At 43.4% G+C, this 26289-nt stretch carries 24 protein-coding genes; 8 read left to right on the top strand and 16 right to left on the bottom strand.

The features are described from left to right. Positions 1-14 precede the first annotated feature (14 nt). The 9 genes from AXE82_RS01115 to AXE82_RS01075 all read right to left on the bottom strand — a co-directional run bounded on the left by AXE82_RS01115 (position 15) and on the right by AXE82_RS01075 (position 8308). The gene (locus AXE82_RS01115; RefSeq protein ID WP_062330420.1) at positions 15-1058 is read right to left on the bottom strand and encodes a quinone-dependent dihydroorotate dehydrogenase; all 1044 of its coding nucleotides are present in this window, start codon (positions 1056-1058) and stop codon (positions 15-17) included. 277 nt (positions 1059-1335) lie between these two features. Continuing rightward, positions 1336-1848 (bottom strand): DUF4870 family protein, encoded by a 513-nt coding sequence (locus tag AXE82_RS01110; RefSeq protein ID WP_007116703.1) that lies wholly within the window; start codon positions 1846-1848, stop codon positions 1336-1338. Positions 1849-1922: 74 nt separating this feature from the next. Continuing rightward, positions 1923-2942, bottom strand: coding sequence for a PD40 domain-containing protein (locus tag AXE82_RS01105; protein ID WP_065252118.1), 1020 nt, complete (start codon positions 2940-2942; stop codon positions 1923-1925). A 61-nt stretch (positions 2943-3003) separates the two neighbouring features. Further along, positions 3004-4314: a PD40 domain-containing protein gene (locus tag AXE82_RS01100; RefSeq protein WP_062330416.1), complete on the bottom strand. Its 1311-nt coding sequence runs from the start codon at positions 4312-4314 to the stop codon at positions 3004-3006. A gap of 113 nt (positions 4315-4427) precedes the next feature. Continuing rightward, positions 4428-5393: a cell envelope integrity protein TolA gene (gene tolA, locus AXE82_RS01095; protein ID WP_062330414.1), complete on the bottom strand. Its 966-nt coding sequence runs from the start codon at positions 5391-5393 to the stop codon at positions 4428-4430. An 84-nt stretch (positions 5394-5477) separates the two neighbouring features. Beyond that, a complete protein-coding gene (gene tolR / locus AXE82_RS01090; RefSeq protein ID WP_062330412.1) occupies positions 5478-5945 on the bottom strand; it encodes a protein TolR in 468 nt (155 codons plus the stop codon). 74 nt (positions 5946-6019) lie between these two features. After that, complete coding sequence (gene tolQ / locus AXE82_RS01085) at positions 6020-6748, bottom strand: protein TolQ (RefSeq protein WP_062330411.1); 729 nt, start codon at positions 6746-6748, stop codon at positions 6020-6022. Positions 6749-7064: 316 nt separating this feature from the next. Beyond that, the gene (locus tag AXE82_RS01080; RefSeq protein ID WP_062330409.1) at positions 7065-7811 is read right to left on the bottom strand and encodes a hypothetical protein; all 747 of its coding nucleotides are present in this window, start codon (positions 7809-7811) and stop codon (positions 7065-7067) included. A gap of 137 nt (positions 7812-7948) precedes the next feature. After that, positions 7949-8308 carry a hypothetical protein gene (locus AXE82_RS01075; protein ID WP_147285562.1) on the bottom strand — a complete coding sequence of 120 codons (360 nt, stop codon included), beginning with the start codon at positions 8306-8308 and terminating at the stop codon, positions 7949-7951. 314 nt (positions 8309-8622) lie between these two features. On the opposite strand from AXE82_RS01075, the gene AXE82_RS01070 reads away from it, so the two are divergent. Beyond that, positions 8623-9729, top strand: coding sequence for an RNA-guided endonuclease InsQ/TnpB family protein (locus AXE82_RS01070; protein ID WP_062330406.1), 1107 nt, complete (start codon positions 8623-8625; stop codon positions 9727-9729). 13 nt (positions 9730-9742) lie between these two features. On the opposite strand, the gene AXE82_RS01065 is transcribed toward AXE82_RS01070, so the two are convergent. After that, positions 9743-10843 (bottom strand): DUF805 domain-containing protein, encoded by a 1101-nt coding sequence (locus AXE82_RS01065; RefSeq protein WP_062330404.1) that lies wholly within the window; start codon positions 10841-10843, stop codon positions 9743-9745. Positions 10844-11102: 259 nt separating this feature from the next. On the opposite strand from AXE82_RS01065, the gene AXE82_RS01060 reads away from it, so the two are divergent. Next, complete coding sequence (locus AXE82_RS01060) at positions 11103-12056, top strand: LysR family transcriptional regulator (RefSeq protein WP_062330402.1); 954 nt, start codon at positions 11103-11105, stop codon at positions 12054-12056. Between the two features lie 46 nt (positions 12057-12102). Here the strand turns inward: AXE82_RS01060 and lipB are convergent, their stop codons facing one another. Continuing rightward, positions 12103-12783, bottom strand: a complete 681-nt coding sequence (gene lipB, locus AXE82_RS01055) for a lipoyl(octanoyl) transferase LipB (RefSeq protein ID WP_062330400.1) — start codon at positions 12781-12783, stop codon at positions 12103-12105. Positions 12784-12827: 44 nt separating this feature from the next. Further along, a complete protein-coding gene (locus tag AXE82_RS01050; protein WP_062330399.1) occupies positions 12828-14171 on the bottom strand; it encodes a calcium-binding protein in 1344 nt (447 codons plus the stop codon). Positions 14172-14471: 300 nt separating this feature from the next. Here AXE82_RS01050 and AXE82_RS01045 point away from each other — a divergent pair, with 300 nt between their 5' ends. The 6 genes from AXE82_RS01045 (at position 14472) to accC (ending at position 22213) form a co-directional block, all read left to right on the top strand. Next, on the top strand, positions 14472-15986 hold the full coding sequence (locus tag AXE82_RS01045; RefSeq protein WP_062330397.1) for a protein adenylyltransferase SelO: 1515 nt from the start codon (positions 14472-14474) through the stop codon (positions 15984-15986). A 141-nt stretch (positions 15987-16127) separates the two neighbouring features. Beyond that, entirely contained in the window at positions 16128-18434 is a 2307-nt protein-coding gene (locus AXE82_RS01040; protein ID WP_062330396.1) for an NADP-dependent malic enzyme, read from the top strand. Between the two features lie 83 nt (positions 18435-18517). Then, positions 18518-19699, top strand: coding sequence for a tRNA nucleotidyltransferase/poly(A) polymerase-related protein (locus tag AXE82_RS01035; protein ID WP_062330393.1), 1182 nt, complete (start codon positions 18518-18520; stop codon positions 19697-19699). 13 nt (positions 19700-19712) lie between these two features. After that, positions 19713-20201: a type II 3-dehydroquinate dehydratase gene (gene aroQ, locus AXE82_RS01030; RefSeq protein ID WP_062330392.1), complete on the top strand. Its 489-nt coding sequence runs from the start codon at positions 19713-19715 to the stop codon at positions 20199-20201. Between the two features lie 168 nt (positions 20202-20369). After that, positions 20370-20789, top strand: a complete 420-nt coding sequence (accB, locus tag AXE82_RS01025) for an acetyl-CoA carboxylase biotin carboxyl carrier protein (RefSeq protein ID WP_062330390.1) — start codon at positions 20370-20372, stop codon at positions 20787-20789. A 56-nt stretch (positions 20790-20845) separates the two neighbouring features. After that, on the top strand, positions 20846-22213 hold the full coding sequence (gene accC, locus AXE82_RS01020) for an acetyl-CoA carboxylase biotin carboxylase subunit (protein WP_062330388.1): 1368 nt from the start codon (positions 20846-20848) through the stop codon (positions 22211-22213). A 49-nt stretch (positions 22214-22262) separates the two neighbouring features. Here the strand turns inward: accC and ruvA are convergent, their stop codons facing one another. The 4 genes from ruvA to AXE82_RS01000 all read right to left on the bottom strand — a co-directional run bounded on the left by ruvA (position 22263) and on the right by AXE82_RS01000 (position 26027). Beyond that, positions 22263-22883, bottom strand: a complete 621-nt coding sequence (gene ruvA / locus AXE82_RS01015) for a Holliday junction branch migration protein RuvA (protein WP_062330386.1) — start codon at positions 22881-22883, stop codon at positions 22263-22265. 125 nt (positions 22884-23008) lie between these two features. After that, positions 23009-24046 (bottom strand): class II fructose-bisphosphate aldolase, encoded by a 1038-nt coding sequence (fba, locus tag AXE82_RS01010; protein WP_036591011.1) that lies wholly within the window; start codon positions 24044-24046, stop codon positions 23009-23011. 210 nt (positions 24047-24256) lie between these two features. Beyond that, positions 24257-24661: a hypothetical protein gene (locus AXE82_RS01005; protein WP_062330384.1), complete on the bottom strand. Its 405-nt coding sequence runs from the start codon at positions 24659-24661 to the stop codon at positions 24257-24259. A 175-nt stretch (positions 24662-24836) separates the two neighbouring features. Continuing rightward, the gene (locus tag AXE82_RS01000; RefSeq protein WP_062330382.1) at positions 24837-26027 is read right to left on the bottom strand and encodes a phosphoglycerate kinase; all 1191 of its coding nucleotides are present in this window, start codon (positions 26025-26027) and stop codon (positions 24837-24839) included. Positions 26028-26289 lie beyond the last annotated feature (262 nt).

Genomic DNA, 26289 nt, shown 5'->3' with positions numbered 1-26289 from the left:
TCGTATCATGGGATTTACAAAGTAGACGGCGAATGTTGGCTTAGACGATAACCGTCAAGGGCTTCAACACAGGTTTGAATGAGCTCTGGTCCTTCATAAATCAAACCACTATAGAGCTGAATCAAATCCGCACCTGCTTCAATCTTTTTAACCGCGCGTTGACCATTGTCAATGCCGCCTACGCCGATAAGCGCAACTGAGCTCGGTAAGCGTTCGGCAAACTGCTCAAGAACTTGGGTACTACGGTGGCTCAGTGGTCGACCTGATAGCCCGCCTGCTTCTTGACTGATTTTGTAGTCTTCTACCCCATTACGGCTTAAGGTGGTATTGGTGGTAATCAGCCCATCAATATCAAAACGCACCAATTCTTTGGCAATATAATCAATTTGGTCTTCTTCCAAATCTGGGGCAACTTTCAGTACCAATGGCACATAATACTGATGTTGGCTAGCGAGTTGGCTGTGGCGTGATTTGATGCCATCAAGCAGCGCCGTGAGCGCATCACCACTTTGCAAGTCACGCAGGTTTTTGGTATTGGGAGAGGAGATATTCACTGTAATATAAGACGCGTAAGGATACACTCGCTCTAGACAATAAATATAGTCATCTAGGGCATTTTCAACAGGCGTGCTGGCATTTTTGCCAATGTTAATACCCAAAATGCCTTGATATTTTGCACGCTTAACTTGCTCGATGAGATAATCGACGCCTTTATTATTAAATCCCATGCGATTGATAATGGCATGGGCTTCTTTGATACGAAATAGACGGGGTTTTTCGTTGCCAGGCTGTGGTTTTGGGGTAATCGTACCAATTTCGATGTAGCCAAAACCCAATGCCGCTAACGCATCGATATATTCGCCGTTTTTATCAAGCCCGGCTGCCAAACCAACCGGATTGGTAAAGGTTAACCCCATACATTCTGTCGTCAATTCTTGCTTACCGTACAAAAACCCGAGCATCCCAAATTTTTGCGATTTTTCGAGTAACGATAACGTGATTTCGTGGGCTTTTTCAGGATCGGTGTTAAATAAGAACGGACGAAGAAAGGCATACATAGTTGAATAAGCACTCACATTGCATGGGTGAATCTAATTGACTCTGCCCTTTATACAAGCAGAACTAACCTATTTAGCTTGAGAGATAGCACCCGTTGACGTGCTGTCTAGACTATCTCGTCAAAATCAGAAAAGCTATTATATCAGTGTTGACGCTAAATAAACACCTGCAATTTTCTTTGCTTCACCGCTATATTAACTACCATATCAGCTATCAACCCAGAGTATTTAGAATATAGATTGCAGGATTTAGCTTTTAACGTCCTATAATCAAAGACTAAGGCACAGCTCGACCATTTGACAACGCAATCCAACCACGAATAATGCGATACAGATGCCATAAGACTGTGGCGACGATTATCAGGCCGCCTAAAGCACCGACAATAAAACTACCACCCATCGTATGATTACTATCAACGGCGGCGCCAAAAAATAGCCCGCCAGTCGCAAAAATCACCATGACAAAACCAATCACCCAAAAAAATATACTGTACCAAAACGTTTTGATTTGCCAATCAAAGTGACTATAAAGCCACGTGTTTCTAGCCTCATCGCGCTTTAAGTAATTCATCACAATCGGAATAATCCAAGTCAGTCCCGCAGTAAAATAACTAAACAGCGCCAACGCATAAGTAATGTGGTTATAACTGATTTGGCTTTGGGTCACCGGTAAGTTTTGACTAAGCTGCGTGTATTGCGGTAACGCTGATGGATAACCATTCGCCCCACTACCAAATTGTGGATTGGCTGGGTCAGGTGTGTGAGCATCTGTTGGTTTTTCTAGGTTCATTATAATTTTCCATTAATGATTATTACTTTTTTTATCGGGTCATACACTAGAATTTCAATTGATTGTTATGGACTTTAGGGTGTTACCCAAATCGGCTCTCGAATGGTAAATGGTTGGTGGTTGCTATCGGCAAACTCGATTGTCCAGCTAGCAGGCGACTGCTGTGGTGTCAACGTCTCAAAAGTCGGTACTGGGATGATTTTTATGCGGTTTTTTGCCGAATAAAGTAAATAGTTGCCATCGGGCGAAAAGTTGGCAGGTTCAGCCAATCCTTCATTATTGATAGCGATGCTTTTTTTAGTTGCCATATCTGCAAGCCTGCCTTGGCTATTATCGCTGACATAAGTGATCAAACGCCCCGTAGGACTAATCCGAGCTATGGCATTGGTTTTACCAGGCAAGTTTAAAGGCAAAAATTGTTGTTTTGCAAAATAGTATTGATAAAGTTGCGGTTGTAAAAATTTGGCTTTATCCGACGTAAATATAAAGGATTGACCATCTGGCAACCACACAGGGGCTAAATCAATTGCTGGTTGATGCGTCAGTTGTTGTTTTACATTGCCGCTGCTATCGGTCAAAAAAATCTCTGGATTGCCCATTTGGCTATTTGCTAGTAACAATTGGCGCCCATCAGGGGAGATTGCGCCACTAAAATTATGGGTGCGTCTGCCAGAAACTGCAGAAATCTCAGTGACTTGCAAAGTCGCTCTATCAAGGATAACGACTTGAGGATAACTGTTGCCTGCTTGAACCGTAAAAATCAGGCGGTCGCCTAAGCGACTGGCGGATAAGCTCATTATCGTCCCATTGACCTTATACAAAGTCTTTGGGTCGCTGCCATCGATTTGGGTTTCAATCAGCTGCGCTTGGCGATTTTCCCCAAATCCGGTTAAATAAATAAAAATCAACTTACCTGACAGCTGGCGAGCATCCATGTGCGGCAAATTGGTGGGTACAGCCTCTATGACTTTGGGCAGTGAGGTCGAACCTTGCAGGGTGTTGTTGCTAGATAAGGTTGTTGATGGCGAGCGCATGGTCTGACAGCCTGTCATCGCCAAGCTAATTGCCATGACAATTGCCATGACAATTGCCATAACAGGGGCGCACCATAAACTGGGTAAGGGATAAACATATTTCATGTTATTTGTGGCTAGGCTACGGCAAAACATTATTGGCGTCTGGATTGAGCCAAAGTGGTCCATAAATCAAGCCATTGGGTACGCCATTTTGGGATGGGCTAATACTGATGGATTTGCCATTCGATACAATGGTAATGACATTTTTATTGGAGTAAATATAGTGTTGTCCATTGGGTGAGACACCTGGGGCTTCACTTAACCCAACGTTATTTACAGCAGTTACCGAGCGCGAACCCAGATCCATCACTACGCCTTGATTGGCACCCAACAAATAGGACATTTTTTTACCATCATTGCTGATGCGCCCCATGCTGCTCAGTCCGCCACCCGTCAAGCGCTGCTCACTACCGGTTGCCAGATTGTAGAGATAGATTTGACCTTTATTACCGCCTTTTTTACCACCGGCTCTATCTGAAGTATAGACAAATGACTGCCCATCAGGCGCCCAACTAGGATAAATAGCCCCTACAGGGTCATTGGTCAAGCGACGAGAACTGCCACCTTGCGCCAAATAAATCTGCGGTATGCCGTTTTCAAAACTGCTACTAAATATCACGCGGCCATCTTTACTCACGGACGCACCATAGTTCATGGCTTTAAAATTCGTCAAATTGCTGACTGCCCCGCTGACAATATTGGCAGACATGACCTGCGGATAGCCTAGCGTGTCGGGCTGAACTTGGAAAGTAAAGGTTTGATTGTCAGCAGAGGTATTTAGGGTTTTAATGGTACCGTTAAGCTCATAAATCACTTTTGGGTTAAAGCCGTCCACATCAGAAATGACCAAACGTGACACACGGTTTTTAGGCTTACCTGTTTCCACCACATATGCAATACGCCCAGAAAAATCGCCTTTGATGCCTGTCAATATCTCATAGATACGGTCAGCAACCTTATGCCCTGCCATACGCAAACTTTGCGAGTTATTTTTGCTGGTGACGGTTTGCAGACCCTGCATCACCTCGCCTGTCGCCACATTAATCACTTCAAAATTAATTTCAACATTACCCCGATTGCTGCGCGTATTGCCGACCACCAAATAAGGCACGGCTTTATGCTGCCAGACAGGCAAAGTGACTTCACTACTGCTATGAGGTCGCTCTGGTAAATTACTATCTAAAGTAAATTGCCCCAAATTGGTCAAATCATTGGTGACGATCCCTGAGATACTCTCTGCACCAGCAAATGGTACGATGGCGACTTGCAAGTTAGAGCGTGGTGCCTGCTTGACTAGGGTAAAATCAACATTGTTGGCAGCGTTCACTAGAGGTGGCATCGTAGTGGTAGCCAAGGCAATGACTGCCGCTTTAAAAAAAGTCTTGTTCATAATTAGCCTGCAATATTTATAATTATTAAAAAAGTGGTTTTAAAATAATAGCATTGTTTTAATCGCCAAAAAAGATTTGGCAAGGCTAGACGCTACAACACTACTTAGTTTTACTATTTGGCTTTAAAATTGCCCGTCATGGTTCTTGCGCCATTTGGCGGGGGCGGCAGCGGACTTGATTGGTTGATTGCTTGTTGTAAGCTTGCTTTAAAAGCGGCATCACTACTGCCGCGAATAGTGATATTACTAATTGTACCATCCGCAGCAATGCTAAATGACGCCGTTAATGAATTGCCATTACTATTGGTTGGTACATTCCAGTTTGCATCAATCATCGCCATGACTTGGCTGACATAGCCTGCCGAACTCCCTCCCGATGCACCACCACGTCTGCTAGAACCTTGACCGCTAGATGATTGCGATTGCGCTGCACCTGTAGATTGACCATCTTTACCCAAATCCAGTGACTTGATACTATTGTCACTTTGCCGCTCGCTATTGGCATTGAGATTTTTATTATAGGCGGCATTGTTGGCGCGTATTTCGTTTTTTACCTCATCAATATTGCTTTCGGCAATTTTATAATCTTGCAGATTTCGCTGCTGGGTTTCATTGCGCTGGTTTAATTCATCAATCACGCCTTGTCTTTCAGCTGCTACCTCCCGATCTAACTTTTCAGCAAATAGCGCCTGCTCTTTTTCCCATTGCGCTTGCTTGGCGGCCAAATTATCTTTGACCATTTCAATTTGGTTGGTTGAGGTCGAATGGGGCGTGTTCATTGGCACAGTGGATAGGGTTTGGGAATTTAAAGACGGTGTGGGCGCACCAGCCATCTCGCCAGCCGTGGCTTGGTTTTGCGCCAGCGCATTTTGTTGGTTGGCTTTGATTTGCCCTTGCATTGCCGACAACTGCTCAGGGGTAATCAAAGAGGTTTCCATGGGCGCGGGCGGGGCGTTATGATAAAAGAAAAACAATAACCCAACCACCAACGCATGGGCAATGGCACTGAGCACAATCGCCAAAAACGGGTAATCGGGTGTTTTGACGGGTACATAGACTGAGGTCACTTCAGCATACATCGTCTCAGTATTTCCTTATTCTAGCAAAAATGTTCAACCAAAAATTAAAAGGTCATCGTATTAGAAGGCTGCTTGATTAAAAGGCTAGTTGCTGGCTGGTTTTGGCGGTGCGGTTAACAAGCCAACCTTTTGGATGCCCGCTTGCTGCAAGTTTGCCATCAATTTGATAATATCACCATATTGGTTATTCTGATCGGCATTAATCATCACATTGACATTGGGTTTACCATCGAACTGGTATTGAGGCTGAGATTGTAAATTATTCAAAGTGGCGATTAGTGCCTCTTCGCTCATCGGCTCATCGGTTTTGTCTTGGGTGCTTAAATATAGCTGCCCATCAGATTTTAGTGACACAATCACCGGTAACTGTGTGCCTTGCTGCAGTGATTTGGTTTGCGCTTTTGGCAAATCAATATCCACTCCCGTCGTTAGCATGGGCGCGGTCACCATGAATATGACGAGCAGCACCAACATAACGTCAATATAAGGCACCACATTCATACTCGCATTGAGTTTTTGTGGACGGTTACGGCTGTAAGGGTTTGCTTTCATAGTGTCAAGTTGTTCAATAAAATTTATCTAACATTTATCTAACATTTATTTAGCATTTAGCGTTTAGCATTTATCTAGCGAGAGAGCGGAGGCATCATGGCAGGTGAACTCATCCCCGTCGGTAATTTGGTAGCCGTATCCACAGTTTGTCGCAACAACATGCCTGTCATCTCATCACAAAACAGGCTACGACTTTGATAAACTTTATCGTTTTTTGCGGTAAAATGGTTGAAAGCCAGTGCCGCGGGAATCGCAGCAAACAAACCCAGTGCCGTGGCAATCAAGGCTTCGGCAATACCCGGGGCAACCGCAGCCAGTGTGGCTTGCGAAGAAGTCGATAAGCCCATAAAAGCCGTCATAATCCCCCAGACCGTACCAAGCAGACCGATATATGGCGATACCGAGGCAATACTGGCTAGTAACGACAATCCTTGCTCAAGCTCAAGTTGTTGACGCCCCAAGCCAACGCGAAGTTTGCGCTCCACGCCTTCAATGACGTCGCTACGGGCTTGGGTGTTTTTGAGCAGTTTTAAAAACTCACTAAAGCCAATAAAAAAGATTTGCTCAAGTCCACTTCTATCAGGATTGCCTTGGACGCCTTTGTATAGGGTTGGCAATTCAACCCCTGACCAAAAGGTTTTCTCAAAATAATTATCGGCGCGCGTGGCAATTGCCAAACGACTGCTTAAACGAAAAATAGTGACCCAACACAACAAAGAAGCAAATAGTAAAATGCCCATGATAATTTTGACAAAAATACTGGCATGCGTCACCAAACTGACGAGATCAATCGAGCCTTCCATAAAGTTATGCTTCCCCAACCATCCAAATCATTAAATACAAATCACTTAATATAAACCACTTAATATAAACCACTAAATATTTTGATGCCAGCTTGTCAACAGCCTGCCAGCAATACCCGATTAAAACCAAAAACCAAAAACCAAAAACCAAAAACCAAAAACTAGTGCAATTATAAGGCCGAGCACTAGAATTTGCATAAGCATATTGTAACCAATAACATTGGCTAATCGTATAAAAATTTTGGGACTTTGCTAGTATTGATGATGGCATGGCTGCTATGACTAAAAGCTAAGGCTAAAAAGATACTGATAAAAGTCATGGTGCTGCAATAAACTGCTGTGCTTTGGCATAAGATTGCGCTTCTGATTTGATTAGCGCCAACCATTCATTGGCAATGACAGGATGCGACTGAAAATATGCCATCATCCAATGGGCTAACGGCGTAGGTACGGGTACAAATTGGGTGGAAGGCAAAATGGATTGGGTGCCATTGGTTTCATCACTGTCATACACAAGCTCAACCTGCGGATTTTTTTGAATAATTTCTACCCCGATAATCTGCCAATTGGTAAAAGCATTATCAATCGCATAGGGCAAAGCTTCTGTTTGAGATAATTTTGATGAGAGGTAGATAGGCTCAAATGTTTTGCTAGTATTCACCCAATGCAAACGCAATGCAATATCAGGTTGTTGGTAAAACACCACCAATTTGCCAGCAAACTTTATTTGCCAAGGATTGACTACTTGGCTTAGATGAATGCCAAGCATTTGTGCAAATTGTTCTCGCGTCAGCAATCGATCAAAGCTTGCTAGCAATTGACCATTTAACGGATGCTGCAGTTTGAGTAGGTCGGACAAATACTCATAATGGTAAATAAATTTCATAGGCAAGTGCTGTGAGATAACCCCGTCCGTCACTTGACATCGATGCACTTTCCACTGCGGCATGGTATCGGTGATAAGTGCAAGCAAGTCTATGATGGTATTGTTTTTAGTTTTGGTTTGATTATCGAGCGTTGAATCGATAGTTTGCGTATTAGCATCCGTTTGAGTGACTAGCAAGCGATTTCCTTTTAACTGGTTGGTTTATCACAATTACTTCATTATAAAACTTTTTTCATGCATTTGAGCCAAAAAAAATCATCACATGGTGAAATGTGATGATTCATCTAGAAAACTGTTGTAGCTAATAGTTGTAGTTAATAATAGGCAGCGTTTAGCAATAAACCCACGGCCAAAAAGAACCAAATCATAAAAACGACACTAAGCCACTTACGATGATATCGCCAAGATTCATTATCGATTTTGTTATCGGTTGTCAAATCATCCGCCAAATCATCTATGGATGATTTGCTTGGTAACTTTGCAGACTTGTTAAAAATATCTTTAAATCGTAAGTCTCTGGTTAATTGATTGTCCTCATCTTTTATGGTAAAAAAATTAGATGAGTAATCTGCCAAATAAGTTTGAGGATTAGTCGAACTCGGTAATACCGATTTGACGGTTGCTTGGCGATAATCATGCTCAAGCACGTCAGCAAAAATTAACTGAGACGCCAAACTTTGAGATGCTAAGCTACTCCTTATATTGTCATGTATTTTGTTAATCTTCATGTTAAATACCCCTTCTTGATAGGTAACATTATAGGGATATCTCGGCGTTATTTAATCATAGGTTTGATTGTGGTTTTGTTATACTTAGCTAACTTGTATTAGCAAATGTGCAGATTTGAAACCGTTTGTAAATCGTGCATAGTTAAACTCACTGATAGTTAATTTATTATCCGTTGCCGTAAAACCACCGACTTTAGGCGGTGGATATAAGGCAACTTGTACACTATAACGCTTGCATAAATTTTGCTAAAATAATTTGCATGAAAACACTCAAGCTACGCATACGAGACAAACATACTGATAAACTCAACCGCCTAAGCGGTGCGGTCAATTTCGTATGGAATTATGTCAATGACTTGAGTTACAAACACCTAAAAAAGACTGGTAAATTCTTTAGTGCTTACGACCTAAGCGACTACACCAAAGGTAGCGGTGAACTACTTGGCTTACACAGTCAGACCATCCAAGCCATCAATGAAACCCACGCCAAAGCTCGAAAGCAATTCAAAAAAGCCAAACTAAACTGGCGAACCAACAACCCAAATTCAAAACGTAAATCATTAGGCTGGCTACCCTTTAAACAATCCGCCATCAAACACATTGCTACCCACCAAACAAGTAAAAAAGGCTTAAAATCCACCTTACAGCTTAGTTTAGCCAAAGGACAAAAGCTGGTCATCGACCTATGGGACAGCTACAACCTTAGCCTATATCAAATTAACACCCTTGAGGTCGTCCAAGACAGCCGTAACCGTTGGTATGCCTGTATCACTATCAAAGACTACCCTAAAACACAATGCGGAACAGGCAGTGTAGGCATTGACTTAGGACTTAAAGACAGTGCTACCGCCTCAAACGGTGACAAGCTAACCATTAAGCAAACGCTAAAATATGCAAAACAATTAGCTATAGCCCAACGCTCAAACAACAAAAAACGTATCAAGGCTATCCATGCCAAAATCAAAAACACAAGGCAAGACCTAATACACAAATTCACCACCCAATTAGTTAAAGATAATGCGCTAATCGTGGTCGGTGATATTCAGAGTAATCAATTTAATAGTAAAAAAGGCAAACTAGCCAAATCGGTTTACGATGCAGGTTGGTTTGAACTCAAGCGACAACTGAACTACAAATGCGAGAACGCAGGTTGCCGTTTTGAAATCGTGAATGAGAGATACACGACCCAGCGATGTTCGTGTTGCGGTGAAATCACCGCCAATAGTCCGAAAGGTAGAAAATCGCTTGGAATAAGAGAATGGATATGTGCTTCGTGTGGCACATGGCATGATAGAGATATCAATGCCAGTAAGAACATTCTTGCGGTCGGGCTTGACCGTCTTGTAGAAGGAATCCCCTTGCTTTAGCAAGGGGAGGAAGTCAACTTCTATCGATAAATATTTGTTGTTCAGAGGCTTTAACAAAGTCTTCATAAGAAACCACCCCTTGACTATTCGTGGCATTCGCCGTTGGATTGCTGCCCGTCTGCGCGCGCTCATTTGAACCTTGATTTGGGGTATTAGGATTTTGGGTATTGGGATTTGAGCTATTAGAATTAGCGGTGTCTGTTGGCGTATTGGCAAGCGTGTCTGATACTTGATTGGTGGTTATAGCGGGATTGACGTTCGCTGGCGCGGTGGGTTGTGAGGTGGAAGCCACGCCGTTTCCTAATTGCTCACCGGTAATTACCACCGCTTCTGTTCTTAAATTCTCTGGTTGAGTGGTCGAGGCAGCAACAGCGGAGGCAGTTGCAGGCAATATCTGTGCCGATTGGATAGGATTTGTTGCCGTCACAATGACATTGTTTTGAGCGTCTTTATTATTTTTCATCGCTTGGTAACTTTGATAACTTTGATAACTGGGCACAACAACTTGGGTTAACAAACCGATGAGTGACATGACTAAAAGCGGAATCAATAGCATCAGTACCGTTTTTAATTGGCTAGCAGGTCTAGCAGGTAAGCCATAATAATTGGCGCCTGCCGTCCCTTCGATTGCTAGCAAGTAAAGGTAAACTAAGATATTTACCCCAGGCACTAGCATCAATAGCGCAAGCCACCCTGTTTTGTTAAGATCATTGAAGCGGCGTTTGCTAACGGCAAGCTGTAGATAAAACAAAACCGCCACACCAACACTACTTGCACCAAGCAGACTCATCGGCAACTGCTCACTACTGGCATTCACTATGCCTTGAAAGCCGCCAATCATCACAAATAGTAAAGCGACCAGCATTAATGCTATCAACGCATTGAAGGTGGAATACGCTAAAAACTGAACACGGCTAACGCGACCATGCCAGTCAAAAAACCGACGATTATTAAAGCCTTCATGCAGCTCGGTTAACGTGACAAAAGACGTACCTGCTTCAGTTTCAATTATTTCATCAGCTTGCATTTCATTAACTTGATGCATATTATCGAAACTGGGTTCAATCGGGGGTAAAGACTGGGCTTTTTTTGGCTTGGGTAGACGGATGGCCATAATGAGCAACTTAATCTAGAGGTTTAAACTGTTTTTTTAGCGTAAGGTTTTTAACGTAGTATTGCCCAAATTTTATAGTATATTGGTTAGAATAGCGTGAAATTGGGACATAAATTTGACATTTTTTGTAACATTGATTTAGTGACATTGATTTAACGGTTTGGCTTGATCGCAAATTTGTTGCATAAATCATTTATTGAATGAGTAAACAGTTTTTAACCTCGATAACACAACGCTGTAATGATCATTGAGTATTGATATGGATATTTCCCAACTTACCTATTTTGTGGTAGTGGCAAAAGCCGGCAGTTTTAGCCAAGCTGCCAAAACCTTAGCTATATCACAGCCATCGTTAAGCCGCCATGTGCAGCAACTTGAAAGCGAGCTGGGTGTCGAGCTGCTGGATCGCTATCACCGCCCAATGACTTTAACAGCGGCGGGACATTTTTTTTTGGCACAGATTGAGCCAATATTGTTACAACTTGAGCAAGCCCGTGAGTTGACTCAGCGCTTTGCCCAGCCGCATCGAACCAATCATCTCACGATTGGATTTGTCGCCTCAGTGCTGTACGGTTTGTTGCCTGAAATTATTTCTACAGTCAAACAGCGACATCCCAATTTGGATATCAAGCTGGTCGAAATCAATTCGGAGCAGCAAATGTCAGCGCTAAAGTCGGGGGACATCGATGTAGGGTTTGGAAGATTTCGGCACAGTGACAACTTTGTGCAACAGATATTTTTACGTCATGAACGCTTTGTGGTGGCACTGCCAATGGCGCACCCCTTGGCATCACGCCCGGATGATATCGGCATCGCATTTAAAGAGTTGCTAGAAGATACGCTTATTTTGTATCATCGCACGCCCTTGCCAATCCTGCAAAATCCGCTATTCAATGGCGAAACTGATCAACTCATGTATTTGTTTGCCCGCCACCAATTGTCACCTCATTTGACCACCAAAGTGCGCGATATCCAAATCGCTTTGGGCTTGGTGGCGGCAGGTGAAGGTATCACCTTAGTGCCTGATAGTTTAAAAACCGTCCGTACCGAGCAAATTCATTATCATCGTCTACGCCACGAAGATGCGACCACCCCGATTTTTATGAATGTACTGGCACACCAATCCAATCCGTATATTGATGATTTACTGCAGGCGACTTACCAAGTGTATGAAGCTAAAGGCATTACCTACTCTAATCAATCCTTGAATTAAAGACAGTTATATTAAAGGCTCTTATATTTAAGCCGCTAGTAAAATTTTATTTGCTTAGGCTAAATTGGCGTTCTTGGTTGACACGGTTGATAAATTGTTGGATAAATGCTTGATAATCCACGTCCGCAAAATTTGCTAGACGCAACATGGTCATGCCGGCATAGCCACAAGGGTTAATCATTTGAAACGGGGTCAAATCATTTTGTACATTGATGGCGATGCCATGATAACTAAAGCCGTGTTTTATCTTAAATCCCAATGACGCAATTTTACCAAGTTCTAAATCGTCTTGATTATACACATACACCCCTGGCGCATCCGCACGCGCTTTGGCATAAAAATCTGGCGGCAAATAAGGCGTGATGACATCAATGATGATGTTTTCAGCTTTACTGACCAAATCGCGCACGCCCCACCCCAACGCATTTAAATCAAATAAAAAATACACCACCAACTGCCCATGACCGTGCCAAGTGACTTGACCGCCACGATCGGTGTGGATGATGGGGGTATTATCTCTTTGCAAAATATGTTCAGGTTTGCCCGCTTGACCCAGTGTAAACACATTTTCGTGATCCACAATCCATAACTCATCAGCGCTAAGCTGCGCCTGCTCGCTGCTGGTAGATTTTTTTTGCTCGATACGCGATAACACGCGCGCCAGCATTGCCGCATGGGTGGGTTCATATTGAGCGTTTTGCAAATATTTAATTTCTAATGGTAACATCGCATTTCCTTGCAGTAGCTTTTTGCGTTTATGTGACAAACCGCTTATTTGTCGTTTGTAGCAGTAAGATTGACTTTGCCCAGTTGTAAAAGAGATTTTTCTAGCACTGGCTGATAATCAGTCATATCACGCTGCCCGACTGAGCCAAAATTTGTTAATTGACCGGTTAATTGACGGATTGGCATCAGCGTCGCAGGGTTGGCGCTACCGCTTTTTGCAAAACCGATGGCTAAACTGGCATTATCGCCGCCCAAATAAAAATCTTTGATGGTAAGTTGATCGTCAGTCGGCGTATGGTTGTTCTCGTTGTTATTGGGCGAACTAGTTGCAAAATCCAGCGTTAAGTCCTGCTTTTCTTGAGTGACCAAGCTGAGCTCGTCATAGGCTCTATCCGCAAGATAAAGCGTATCTTTGCCACCGCCCGCATTGATGATGGTATCATGACCAAATCCTTTGGTGAAATAATATAAATCATTGCCCGTGCCACCCACTAGCACATCATCACCGGCATTGCCGATGAGCACATCATCATCAGCACCGCCCAGCAGCCGATCTTGACCGCTATTACCCACTAGCACATCATCCCCCTGACTACCCCATAATAAATCCCCTACGCCCTGCTTCCCAAGCACAGAACCGTCAATATGGTGATTGATAATGATGTCATTAGCTAAGGTGCCAAAATGCTGGTTAGCTTTATTGGCAAGGGATTTAGCTTCATAACTGTTCCAATCCAGTGGCTTGCCAAATGCTTGCTGATAATCTTGCGATATACGCGAAATGGCAAAACGGTTATTCAAGAACACCAAGGTATTGTATTCATCATAGGTATAAAGTGGCGCATGAAACTGCCCACTGGGCAACATGCTCTGATTGAGCACTGCCAATTGAGTTATTTTGTCGTTTTCACTGATTGCTTGGCGCATGATTTCATTAACTTGTGCAAACACATCTTTATCTTGCGGTTTTGCCGCGTTATCGAGCCACAAGGGTTTGACAAACCGTTGATAGCCTAATTCTTTTGCCACCAAAAACTCATAATAAGTTGCCTCACCCTCCGCTTTGGCGCGTGCCATCCCATAGGCTTGTGGCGTATCAAATTGATACAAATTGTCTTTATCACTATTGACTTGTTGGTATTGACCGGTTGCGTGCCCTAGCTCATGGGCGATGTTCAAAAAATTTTTGTAACTTTTAGCAATATGAATAGTATTGCCGTAGGCTTTTGCGCCGACACCAACGGTGGTATCTTGCTCATCAATGAGTAAGTTACCTTGAAATCGATTGAGCAAATTGACCAAGGTAGGCGATTTTTCGATATCTTGGACATTAAACCCCGACTGAACCAAATAGACATTGTTGGGATTGTTCAGATCTAACGCAGGCATAACCTTCCTTTAAGTACATGGCTTTTTAGGTAGTTTTTTAAGCGGATTTTCTAACAAGTAATGCTTGATGACAGCAAAAAGTGACTTTTATAGCGACATTGACTCATGCACAGTTATTGCACAGACGCTATCGTCGGATAAAGGTATAGTAAAATATAAATTTTAAACAACGTCAGCAAGCTTAATCAAATTTTCAGCCGGCTGTTAACGCGCTATTATAGCGCAATTAATGACTTAAAACGCCCTAAACAGGGGACATTTAACCGCCAGATTAGTCATGCCTATAAACATGGAAAAATTATGAAAATCGAAAACTCGTATGCCACGCTTGACCCAAGACTGTATCATAAACAACCTCCCAAACCACTCACCAACCCACAAGCAGGGCATTTTAACCCGCAAGTCGCCCGCCAAATTGGTTGGGTAGATGATGAATTTTTAATACAGCATTGGGTCAAAATCTTGGGCGGTGACATCGTTCCCGACGGCTTTGAACCGTTAGCCATGGCATATGCTGGACACCAATTTGGGCAATGGGCAGGGCAATTAGGCGATGGTCGTGGTCTATTACTCGCGCAGGTAATAGATAAAGACGGAGAGTTGACCGATTTGCATCTGAAAGGGGCAGGATTAACCCCCTACTCGCGCATGGGGGATGGTCGTGCGGTGATTCGAAGCGTAGTGCGAGAGTATTTGGCAGGTCATGCGCTTAATTGCTTGGGCATTCGCTCTAGCAACGCGCTGGGCTTTGTGGTTTCAGATACCCCTGTCAACCGTGAGACACGTGAACGCGGGGCTGCGCTACTACGTACCGCAGATTGTCATGTCCGCTTTGGGCATTTTGAATGGGTGGCAAATTATGCGCCTGATTTATTGCTGTATTTTACCCGTTATGTCATCAAAACCTATTTTAACTCGTGTTTTGACAGTGACACGCCCATTCAAGATTTTTTGCGGCAAGTCGTCGATAAAACCGCCAAAACCATTGCCGACTGGCAGCTGATTGGCTTTGCCCATGGGGTCATGAATACCGACAATTTATCCATCACGGGTGCGACCATCGATTTTGGTCCTTACGGTTTTATGGAGCGCTTTAATCCGATTTGGATCAATAACCATTCTGATTACAACGGGCGTTATGTTTATCAAAACCAGCCATCCATTGGACTTTGGAATTTGTCACGTCTGATTACCTTATTTTTACGCCTTAATGGCGAAAAACTGACCGCCAATCACCCGCCAGAAACCTTGTCGCGCGAGCAGTTAACCGACATTTTAGACAGTTTTGGTGAGATTTTTTATCAGTACTATCAGCAAGGTCTCTGCCAAAAATTTGGCTTAGCCATCAGTGAAGAAAACTGTGACTTCGCTTTGCAGTACTTAGAGATCATGCAGCAAAACAAACTTGACTTTACCAATAGCTTGCGAGCGCTAGTAGCGATCGTTGCTGACGCCAGGCCTAATGATAAATTAAACCTATTACATGAATTTAATTTACTTAATCAGTTGAAAATTTCAATTAACAGCGGTAACGGTCAACCCAATGCCACCTTAGCGGATTGGATTGCTATCTATCATACCAAATTACAGCAGGATTCTTTGCAGTTGGTAATGAGCCACAATCCCGTGTATGTGCTAAGAAACAGCATGGCACAGCAAGCCATTGAATTAGCTGAACAAAATGACATGAGTGAGGTGGATAGACTGTATCAGCTATTGGCTAATCCTTACCAAGTCAGTGCATTAGCCAAGCCAAGTGACAGCGAGCCACCGTCGGCAGATGCGCCTGAAATATGCGTTAGCTGCTCATCTTGAGGTGATAGACAAGGTCGGTAGCGCGATTTTTTAGCTCACTAGTTTTATTTTTTGCCGGTACTCAACTAGTCATCAATCTGTCAATAGTGCTAGAATAGCGAACACTACGATTCGAAAACGACTGTCGCAACGAAGGATATTATGGATAAATTATCGCCGACCAACAATGGCTTATCAGACAAAGAATTATTTGAACAAGCCGCCTTGCATTACCATGCCAATCCACGCCCAGGTAAAATTTCTGTTACCCCCATCAAGGCACTTGCCAACCAACGGGATTTGGCACTTGCCTATTCGCCTGGCGTTGCCATACCTTGTCTAGAAATTGAAAAAGACCCCAAAAAAGCCGCGCTTTATACCGCTCGTAGCAACTTAGTCGGGGTGGTGACCAATGGTACCGCTGTTTTAGGACTCGGCAATATCGGTCCCTTGGCGTCAAAACCTGTGATGGAAGGTAAAGGCGTGCTGTTCAAAAAATTTGCCGGCATTGATGTGTTTGACATTGAAGTGGCACAAAACGATCCGGATAAATTCATCGAAGCAATCGCCTCTTTAGAGCCTACCTTCGGCGGTATCAATCTTGAAGATATTAAAGCCCCTGAATGTTTTTATATCGAAAAAGAATTGCGTAAACGCATGAACATCCCTGTGTTCCATGATGACCAACATGGTACCGCGATTATTGCGTCTGCCGCGTTATTAAACGCGCTAGAAATTACCGGCAAAAAAATCGAAGATATCAAAATTGTGGTATCTGGTGCAGGTGCCGCAGCGATTTCTTGTTTGGATTTGATTTGTGCGTTGGGCGCAAAAAAAGAACACATCTTTGTCGCTGATTCAAAAGGCATCATCACCAGCAACCGAGCAAACCTCGATGAGTCAAAACAGCGTTATGCCCGCGATACTGAAGCCAAAACCCTATCGGATGTGATTGAAGGCGCGGACATGTTCCTAGGTCTATCTGCCGCTGGCATGCTGACCCAAGATATGGTAAAACGCATGGCGCAAGATCCCATTATCTTTGCCCTAGCCAATCCAAACCCAGAAATCCTACCTGAAGATGCCAAAGCGGTGCGTCCCGATGCGATTATCGCCACAGGTCGCTCTGACTATCCAAACCAAGTAAACAACGCACTGTGTTTCCCGTATATCTTCCGTGGCGCGCTTGACGTCGGTGCCACGACCGTCAACGAAGAAATGAAAATTGCCTGCGTGCGAGCTATTGCTGCCATGGCACATGTGGAAGCCACCCCACAAAAAGGTCAAAAAACGGTGGATGAAACCCAACGTTTTGGTCGTGAATACTTAATTCCGGGACCGCTAGAACCAAATTTGATTTTGGAGATTGCACCAGCGGTTGCCAAAGCGGCGATGGATTCTGGCGTTGCCACGCTACCCATCGAAAACATGCGTGCTTATCGCGATAAACTCTCAGAGTTCGTTTATAACTCTGCGTTCTTGATGAAACCTATTTTCACCCGTGCCAAACAAGAACCAAAACGTATCGTTTACTGTGAAGGTGAGGATGAAAACGTATTACGGGCAGTGCAAGTGGTGGTGGATGAAGGCTTGGCAAAACCTATCTTGGTCGGTCGTCCAACCATTATTGCCAACCAAATCCAGCGGTTGGGCTTACGTATGGTGGCAGGTGAAAATTATGAACTAGTCAACATCGAAAGCGACCCACGTTACAAAGACTACTGGCAGTTTTATTATGAGATGAACAAACGCAATGGTGTGACGGTTGAGTTGGCACGTCGTGATGTTCGCCGTAAAACTTCTTTGATTGGCGCGCTAATGGTTGAACGTGGCGATGCTGACGGTATGATTTGTGGTACGTTTGGTTCATACCACTTGCACTTAAACTACGTGCAAAACGTGATCAAAAAACAAGCAGATGCTAAAGATTTTTATGCGTTAAATGCCTTATTGATTCAAGGTCGTAACTTGTTCATTGCTGACACTTACGTGCATGAAGATCCAACTGCTGAACAACTAGCAGAAATGACGGTATTAGCAGCGCAAGAAGTCCGCCGCTTTGGTCTTGAACCGCGTGTGGCATTGCTATCACATTCAAACTTTGGTTCATCTGACTTTGAAAGTGCCAAAAAAATGCGTCAAGTTTATGATTTATTGACCGATATGAATGTTGATTTTGAGTTTGACGGCGAAATGCATGGTGATACCGCGCTTGATGACCGTATCCGCCATGCCTCATTCCCATTTAGCAAATTGACAGGTTCAGCCAACCTACTCATCATGCCAGACTTAGATGCGGCTAACATCGCATTTAACTTGCTAAAAACCGCGACCAATAGTGTCACCGTCGGTCCATTGTTATTGGGAGCGCAACGACCTGTGCATATCTTGACATCTTCTGCGACAGCACGTCGTATCGTCAACATGACTGCCGTAGCAGTAACGCAAGCGCAAGAGTTGGCAAAATAATTTTGTGTTGATTGATAAAACCAGTTTAGTGCTCTAAACTGGTTTTTTTATGGGTTTAATTTAGTTAAAACATCGGGGTGGTCATGCAAGTTTATTTGGTCGGTGGTGCGGTACGCGATTATGTATTGGCGCGCGAGGTCACTGAACACGATTATGTGGTGGTCGGCGCAACGCCTGAGCAGATGCTGGAGCTGGGATTTTCGCAGGTAGGGGCTGATTTTCCGGTTTTTTTACACCCAAAGACCCATGACGAATATGCACTGGCTCGCACGGAACGCAAAAGCGGTAACGGCTATCTTGGTTTTAAGGTACACGCTGACGCCGCTGTCACCTTAGAAGAAGATTTAGCCAGGCGCGATCTCACCATCAATGCCATGGCTATAGAAGTCAACGGCTTGTTTGACTGCAGTTTTAAACAGGGCAAATTTGATGCGCGCGATATCATCGACCCGTATGGTGGTTTAGCAGATATTCAGCAAAAAAAATTACGCCATGTGTCCGCCGCTTTTACAGAAGATCCGGTACGTGTATTGCGCCTTGCCCGTTTTGCCAGTCGTTATGCGCCACTTGGATTTACAGTCGATGAGTCCACCACGAAACTTACCAGCCAAATAAAAGCCGCAGGTGAGCTGAGTCATCTTGTCGCTGAGCGGGTATGGTCAGAGACGTCAAAAGCGTTAACGCAAGCTTGGTCGGATATTTATTTTGACACGCTTTATCAGCTCAATGTCCTTGATGTCATTATGCCAAAACTGTATCAAGCATCCAATGATAATCCTAGCCAATGGCAATTGATGCTACCTGCTCTGCGAATGGCGGGAGAGCAACAAGCGGACAACGTCATGAAGTTTGCTTTGGTTGCAACCTGCTTTAAGTCTGATCAGCCATACCATAACCGAACCTGCGAGTATTTAGAATTTTGCCAAGGTTTAAAGGTACCAAAAAACGCTGAGCGATTGGGGTTATTCATTGTTGAGCATTTTGATGCATTAAAAAATTTCGATCACTTAACTGCAGACCGATTGTTTGAACTGTTAAGATTAAGTAATAGCCTTAAAGACACCTCACTTTTAGGGCAAGCCTTGAAAGTCGTTCATCTTTATCAACAGGTCAAACAAACCGCGCTATTAACCACCATCAAAACACAATTAACTCAAATTTCTGCCAAAAATGTGGCAAGCGAGCTGACCGGCAAACAGATCGGTGAAGCCATTGACAAGTTAAGGTTGCAAAAACTTGAGGAAATTTTAAATCAGCCACGATAAAGGAAGCATCATCATGACAACGACAGCAATAGCAACAAAGATCCAACTAACCCATGTGTTAGTATTAAATGGTCCCAATCTTAATTTGCTTGGCAAGCGAGAACCAGAAATCTACGGATTTCAAACCCTACAACATATTGAAGATGATATAAGACAATTAGCCAGCCAGTATCAAGTCAAACTCACCTGTTTTCAAACAAATCAAGAATCTGCCCTGATTGATAAAATCCATCATCACGGTTTGTTGACCACAAATCCTGACGAGCAGATTGACGCGATTATCATCAATCCCGCTGCCTTTACTCACACATCGGTAGCAATTCGCGATGCCCTACTCGCCGTCAATAAACCTTTTATAGAAGTTCATCTTTCCAATATTCACACCCGTGAGCCATTTCGACAGCATTCTTATTTTAGTGACAAAGCTGAAGCCGTCATCTGTGGTATGGGCGCTTTTGGTTATACCGCGGCGCTTAATTATCTACTTCAAAAATACCGTTAGTAACACAATTTCGCCTAAAATCAATAGCAACATGGCAGCAAATTTTAAGTGTACAAACGTACACAAATATACCCTGCTATATCTATTTATTTTAGAAAAATCTTGTTACAATACGGCAATCTATGAATTCGTTGTCTATGAAGCGTATAATTTTAAGGTAGTTAGGATATGGACATAAGTAAAATCAAGCAACTTATTGACTTAATGGAAGAGCGAACGTTAGCAGAATTAACCGTACAAGATGGCGATAAAAAGGTCTCTATTTCCCGCCATTTACCCCAAGCGAATATTCAACCCGTCACGGCAACGACAGCCACCACGACAACCGCTAATGCTGCCCCTGTAAAATCTGGCATGGTAGAAACATCACCGATGGTTGGGGTCTATTATGTTGCACCGAGTCCTAATGATGCCCCATTTATCAAGGTGGGTCAACAGATACAAGCAGGTGATAGTTTAGGCATTATTGAGGCCATGAAAATCATGAACCCGCTTGAAGCAACCCAAAGCGGTATCATTGCAGAAATCTTGGTACAAAACGGCGATGTGGTGCAATTTGGTCAACCGATTGTCCGTTACGAGTCTTAATTTTTAACTTTTTTGTCTATTTGAAGTTTGTTTATCGATAAAAATTAGGGATAGCAATGATAAAAAAATTACTGATCGCCAATCGTGGTGAAATTGCGCTGCGCATTGTTCGCGCTTGTAAACAGCTTGGCATCCAAACGGTGGGCGTCTACTCAACTGCAGATGACAACTTGATGCACCTTCGATTCGTTGATGAATCCATCTGTATTGGCAAGCCCAATGCCAGTCAAAGCTATCTCAATATCGATACTATCCTAACAGCCGCAGAAATCTCTGGCGCTGATGCTATTCACCCAGGTTATGGATTTTTATCTGAAAATGCCGAATTTGCCGAACGTGTCGAAGAAGCAGGGCTGACCTTCGTAGGCCCTGCACCTGAGCACATTCGCTTAATGGGTAACAAAATATCCGCTATCAACGCCATGAAAAAAGCCGGTGTGCCTACTGTCCCTGGCTCAGTAGGCAGCGTCACTTTGGCTAATGCTGAAGAACAAGCTAAAGCCATTGGTTTTCCTCTGTTAATCAAAGCGGCAGCGGGCGGTGGTGGTCGTGGTATGCGAGTGGTTGAACGCCTTGAGCAGTTATTGTCTCAAGTGCAAGCCGCCAAACAAGAAGCTGAATTGTGGTTTGGCGATGATAGCGTCTATATGGAGCGCTTTTTAAAAAATCCACGCCATGTCGAAGTGCAAGTGTTAGGTGACGGCGAAGGCAATGCCATTCATTTATTTGATCGCGATTGCTCGCTACAACGTCGTCACCAAAAAGTGCTTGAAGAAGCCCCTGCCCCAGAGATTCCTGATGATATTAAAGAGCCCATTTTGCAAGCTTGCGTTCGTGCTTGTGAGCAAATTAATTATCGCGGTGCAGGGACGTTTGAATTTTTATATGAAGACGAGCAATTTTTCTTTATTGAGATGAATACCCGCGTACAGGTTGAACATCCTGTCACCGAGATGATTACCGGCATTGATGTGGTGGTTGAACAACTCAAAATCGCATCTGGCTATGGCTTATCGTACCGTCAAAACGAAATCGAAATTCGCGGTCATGCCATCGAGTGCCGTATCAATGCCGAAGACCCTGTAACTTTCCTGCCGTCACCTGGCACGGTGACCCACTTTTTTATGCCAAATGGTAACGGTGTACGTTTTGACTCGCACCTTTATCCCAACTATGCCATTCCTACCTTTTATGACTCATTGATTGGCAAATTAATCTGTCATGGTCAAACCCGTGAACAAGCGATTGCCAAGCTTCGCCATGCCCTTGACGAGCTGATTATCACCGGCATCAAAACCAATGTGCCATTACATCGCGATGTGATTTTGCAAGACGAGGCTTTTTGTAAACAGGCACAAAACATTCATTATCTGGAAAAAAACTTATTATCCCAGCCAGAGACGCCAAAAACCGAAACAGAATAAAGTTAACGGTTAACAAAAGAGGGTCATTTGAGCCTCTTTTTATGCAATTTTAATTCATCGCCAAATTTTTAAGAGACGCCTTCAGCAGATTTTGGATGGTTAACGGTGAATCAATGGCAGATTTTGCCAGTTTTATCGCAGCTTGGGCTTCTTTATCGCGATAACCTAGTGCAATCAACCCCGCTTCCACTTCGGCAATAATAATGCCTTCATTGCCACTATCGGTCGCTAGTGGTAATGAAGGGGCAAAACCTGACGTATCACCTAAGTGTTTGATTTTGTCTTTTAATTCAACAATCAATCGCTGGGCAGTTTTTTTACCGACCCCTGGGATACGCGTCAATGCCAGCTCATCATTGTTCATCACAAACTGGTGCAACTCCTGCACCGTTACGGTTGACATCATCGCCAAGGCCATCTTTGCCCCCACCCCATTGACTTTAAGCAACAGTCTAAACACTTCCCGATCGCTATGGCTTAAGAACCCAAATAACAACTGAGCATCCTCGCGTACCAAAAAATGTGTCCACAAGGTGACGGACTGATTTAATTGCACTTGGCAAAATGCATTGAGCGGCATCTCAATTTCATACCCAACGCCCGCTGTGGTCATCACCACTACCGTAGGTGCCATTAGATGATGCACTTGCCCTTGAATTAATCCTATCATTGATGACTCACTACAAATAATTTAATCCAATAAAAAAGTGGGCAACCTAAGTCCACCCACTTGAATCTCACACTCTCTTGAATGTCATGCTTTTTAGTCATTTGCTAAAACTTTAGTTCTAGTATTTAGTTATAGAAACTAACCATTTTTTCTAGACTAATTGGGCGAATTTTATCCGCATTACCCGCCGTACCAAATGCAGTATAGCGATCGACACAGACAGCTTTCATGGCATCGATGGTTTTGGCAAAATATTTGCGTGGGTCAAATTCTGCTGGGTTTTCAGCGAGGAATTTGCGAATCGCACCCGTTGATGCCAAACGTAAATCGGTATCGATATTGACTTTACGTACACCATGTTTGATAGCTTCTACGATTTGCTCAACTGGCACACCGTAGGTTTCACCGATATTGCCGCCATTTTCATTAATCACTTTGAGCCATTCTTGTGGCACACTTGAAGAGCCGTGCATCACAAGGTGAGTATTAGGAATGCGGGCATGAATTTCTTTGATACGGGCAATCGATAAGATATCATCGGTAGGTGGTCGGGTAAATTTATACGCCCCGTGGCTAGTACCAACTGCAATCGCTAGTGCATCGACATGGGTATCGTTAACAAATTGCTCAGCTTCATCAGCACTGGTTAACAGCTGTGAATGGTCAAGTTTACCTTCTGCCCCTACGCCATCTTCTTCGCCAGCCATACCCGTTTCAAGGCTACCTAAAACACCAATTTCACCTTCTACTGATACGCCACAAGCGTGAGAGAGTTTTACTACTTCACGCGTCACTGCCACATTATAATCATAGTCTGCAGGGGTTTTACCATCACTCTTTAACGAGCCATCCATCATCACCGATGAAAAACCCAATTGGATTGAACGCTGGCAAACCTCTGGGCTAGTACCATGGTCTTGGTGCATAACCACGGGAATATGTGGCCATTCCTCAATAGCAGACAAAATAAGATGGCGTAAAAATGGAGCACCCGCGTATTTGCGCGCGCCTGCCGATGCTTGCACAATCACAGGTGAGTTGGTTTCATCGGCTGCCATCATAATGGCACGCATTTGCTCTAAGTTATTGACGTTAAATGCAGGAACACCATAGTTGTTTTCTGCTGCATGGTCTAAAAGCTGACGCAAAGAAATCAAAGCCATATTACTTTCTCTTAGTAAAGTTAATAATCAATTGAAAATTTTAGAAAAATTGGGTTTTGCCGTGTTAGACAAGGCTTGAGTATAACAGAAGTGCGCTACAATTTAAATTCAAAAAAAATAACTTTGAAATGATGGATATCATGAAAAAATAGCTAACCCAATAAAAAGCCCCAAAATGCTTTTGGGGCTTTTTTAGGCTGAATGCTAAAATTAGTATTTTTGTTTTTCTGGCACGGTTGTTTGAATATCAGTATTGCTATTTGCTGCATCGTTTTTAACCGCTTCTGCACCTTGTGCTACATTGGCTGCACCAGTCGCTACAGCAGAGGCTACGTTTGCGGTGGCTTGCGCGGCACCATTGGCAACAGCTTCAGTTGCGTTGATTGCTGCGCCTTGGGCAACCGCGGCACCCGTGGTAGCAGCACTTGCTACAGCTTCACCTGCATTTGCTGTTGCACTAGCAGCACTGGCAGTCGCATCTTTAATGTCTTGACCCGCTGCGCTTGCTGCGGCTTCAGGTTGACCGTTAGCTGCGGCTTCTTCGGTTTTTTTACTACATGCAGTAATTGATAAAGTGGCTAATAAAGTTGCCAATACTAAATTACGTTTTAACATATTCATTCCTTAAACACCAAACATATGGGTATACATACTTGTATAATATCTTATCGACAATATATTTTTAGTGCAATTAATTACAATGTTTACTATACAAATATTAACTTAACATTACATTAATTCGGCGATAGTAATTTTATATCGCTGAATTAATGATAATGATTGTTAGCATTTAGGCACGTTGGCTCAGTGCATGTACGGCAGGTAAGGTTTTACCTTCCACAAATTCTAAGAACGCCCCGCCCCCTGTTGATGTGTAGCTTACTTTATCGGCGACCTTGTATTTATCAATCGCAGCGAGCGTATCACCACCACCTGCAATGCTAAAGCCTGCACTTGCTGCGACTGCTTCACTAACGATTTTGGTACCTTCACCAAATTTATCGACTTCAAATACGCCTACGGGACCATTCCATAAGATGGTTTTGGCATTTTTAATCGCATCGGCAAGTTTCGCCGCACTGTTTGCACTAATGTCTAAAATCATTTCATCATCAGCAATGGTATCGACCGATTTGGTTACGGCATCGGCAGATTCTAGCGAGCCCAAAAAATCATCAAAATCAATCTGTGATTTTTTGGCGACGACCACTTCGTCAGGTAGTAATACATGGGTCTCTTGCATAATGCTTTTGGCAGTTTCCACCATGTCGGCTTCATATAGGGATGCACCAACATTGGCACCTTTGGCTGCCAAGAATGTATTGGCAATACCACCACCTACAATGATTTGGTCACAGATTTTTGCCAATGATTTAAGCACATCTAACTTCGTAGAAACTTTCGAGCCACCAACAATCGCAAGCATGGGCTTGGCTGGGTTATCTAAAGCTTTGGCTAATGCATCAAGTTCTGCCGCTAACAATGGACCTGCACAAGCAGTCTTTGCTTTGGCGATAACGCCTTCTGTTGACGCTTCGGCACGGTGAGCCGTACCAAAAGCATCCATCACAAATACATCACATAAAGCGGCGTAGCGTTCAGATAAAGCGGCATCGTTTTTCTTCTCACCCGCATTAAAACGTACATTTTCCAGTAGCACAACTTCACCTGGGGCTACTGTCACATTATTTTGGGCATAATCCGTCACTAATTTGACAGGTTTGCCCAAAGCATCGCCCAAATAATCTGCGACGGGCTGCAACGAATATTTGGCTTCAGGGTTTGATGGGTCTGGGCGACCTAGATGCGAACACACGATAACCGCTGCACCTTTATCTAAAGCCAACTGAATAGTGGGTAAGCTTGCTTTTAAGCGGGCATCATTGGCAATTTTGCCATCTTTTAACGGTACATTTAAATCTTCGCGGATTAAAACTGTTTTGTCAGAAACATCAATATCGTTTAAACGAGCAAATTGCATGGATTAACCTCTAAGTTAATAACAGGATGGTGACCCGTAGGGGTTGATAAAACGTTGTCACATGACAACAAAAATTGAATGAAAAAATAAGCGTAGATTAGCATATTTTGAGTATTTTTAACATTATTGGTGCTATCAACTAACGCCACGCAAGGTGATAACACGGTATTACTACTATATTACTACTTTATTAAGAAGGGTCTTGATGATAAGCTTATAAGAACAAAAACATGAATGCAGCACTGCGTTCAATATTTTATTA

Source organism: Moraxella osloensis (assembly GCF_001553955.1).
GTDB classification, from domain to species: Bacteria; Pseudomonadota; Gammaproteobacteria; order Pseudomonadales; family Moraxellaceae; genus Faucicola; species Faucicola osloensis.
This window is presented reverse-complemented; position numbering and strand designations above follow the sequence as displayed.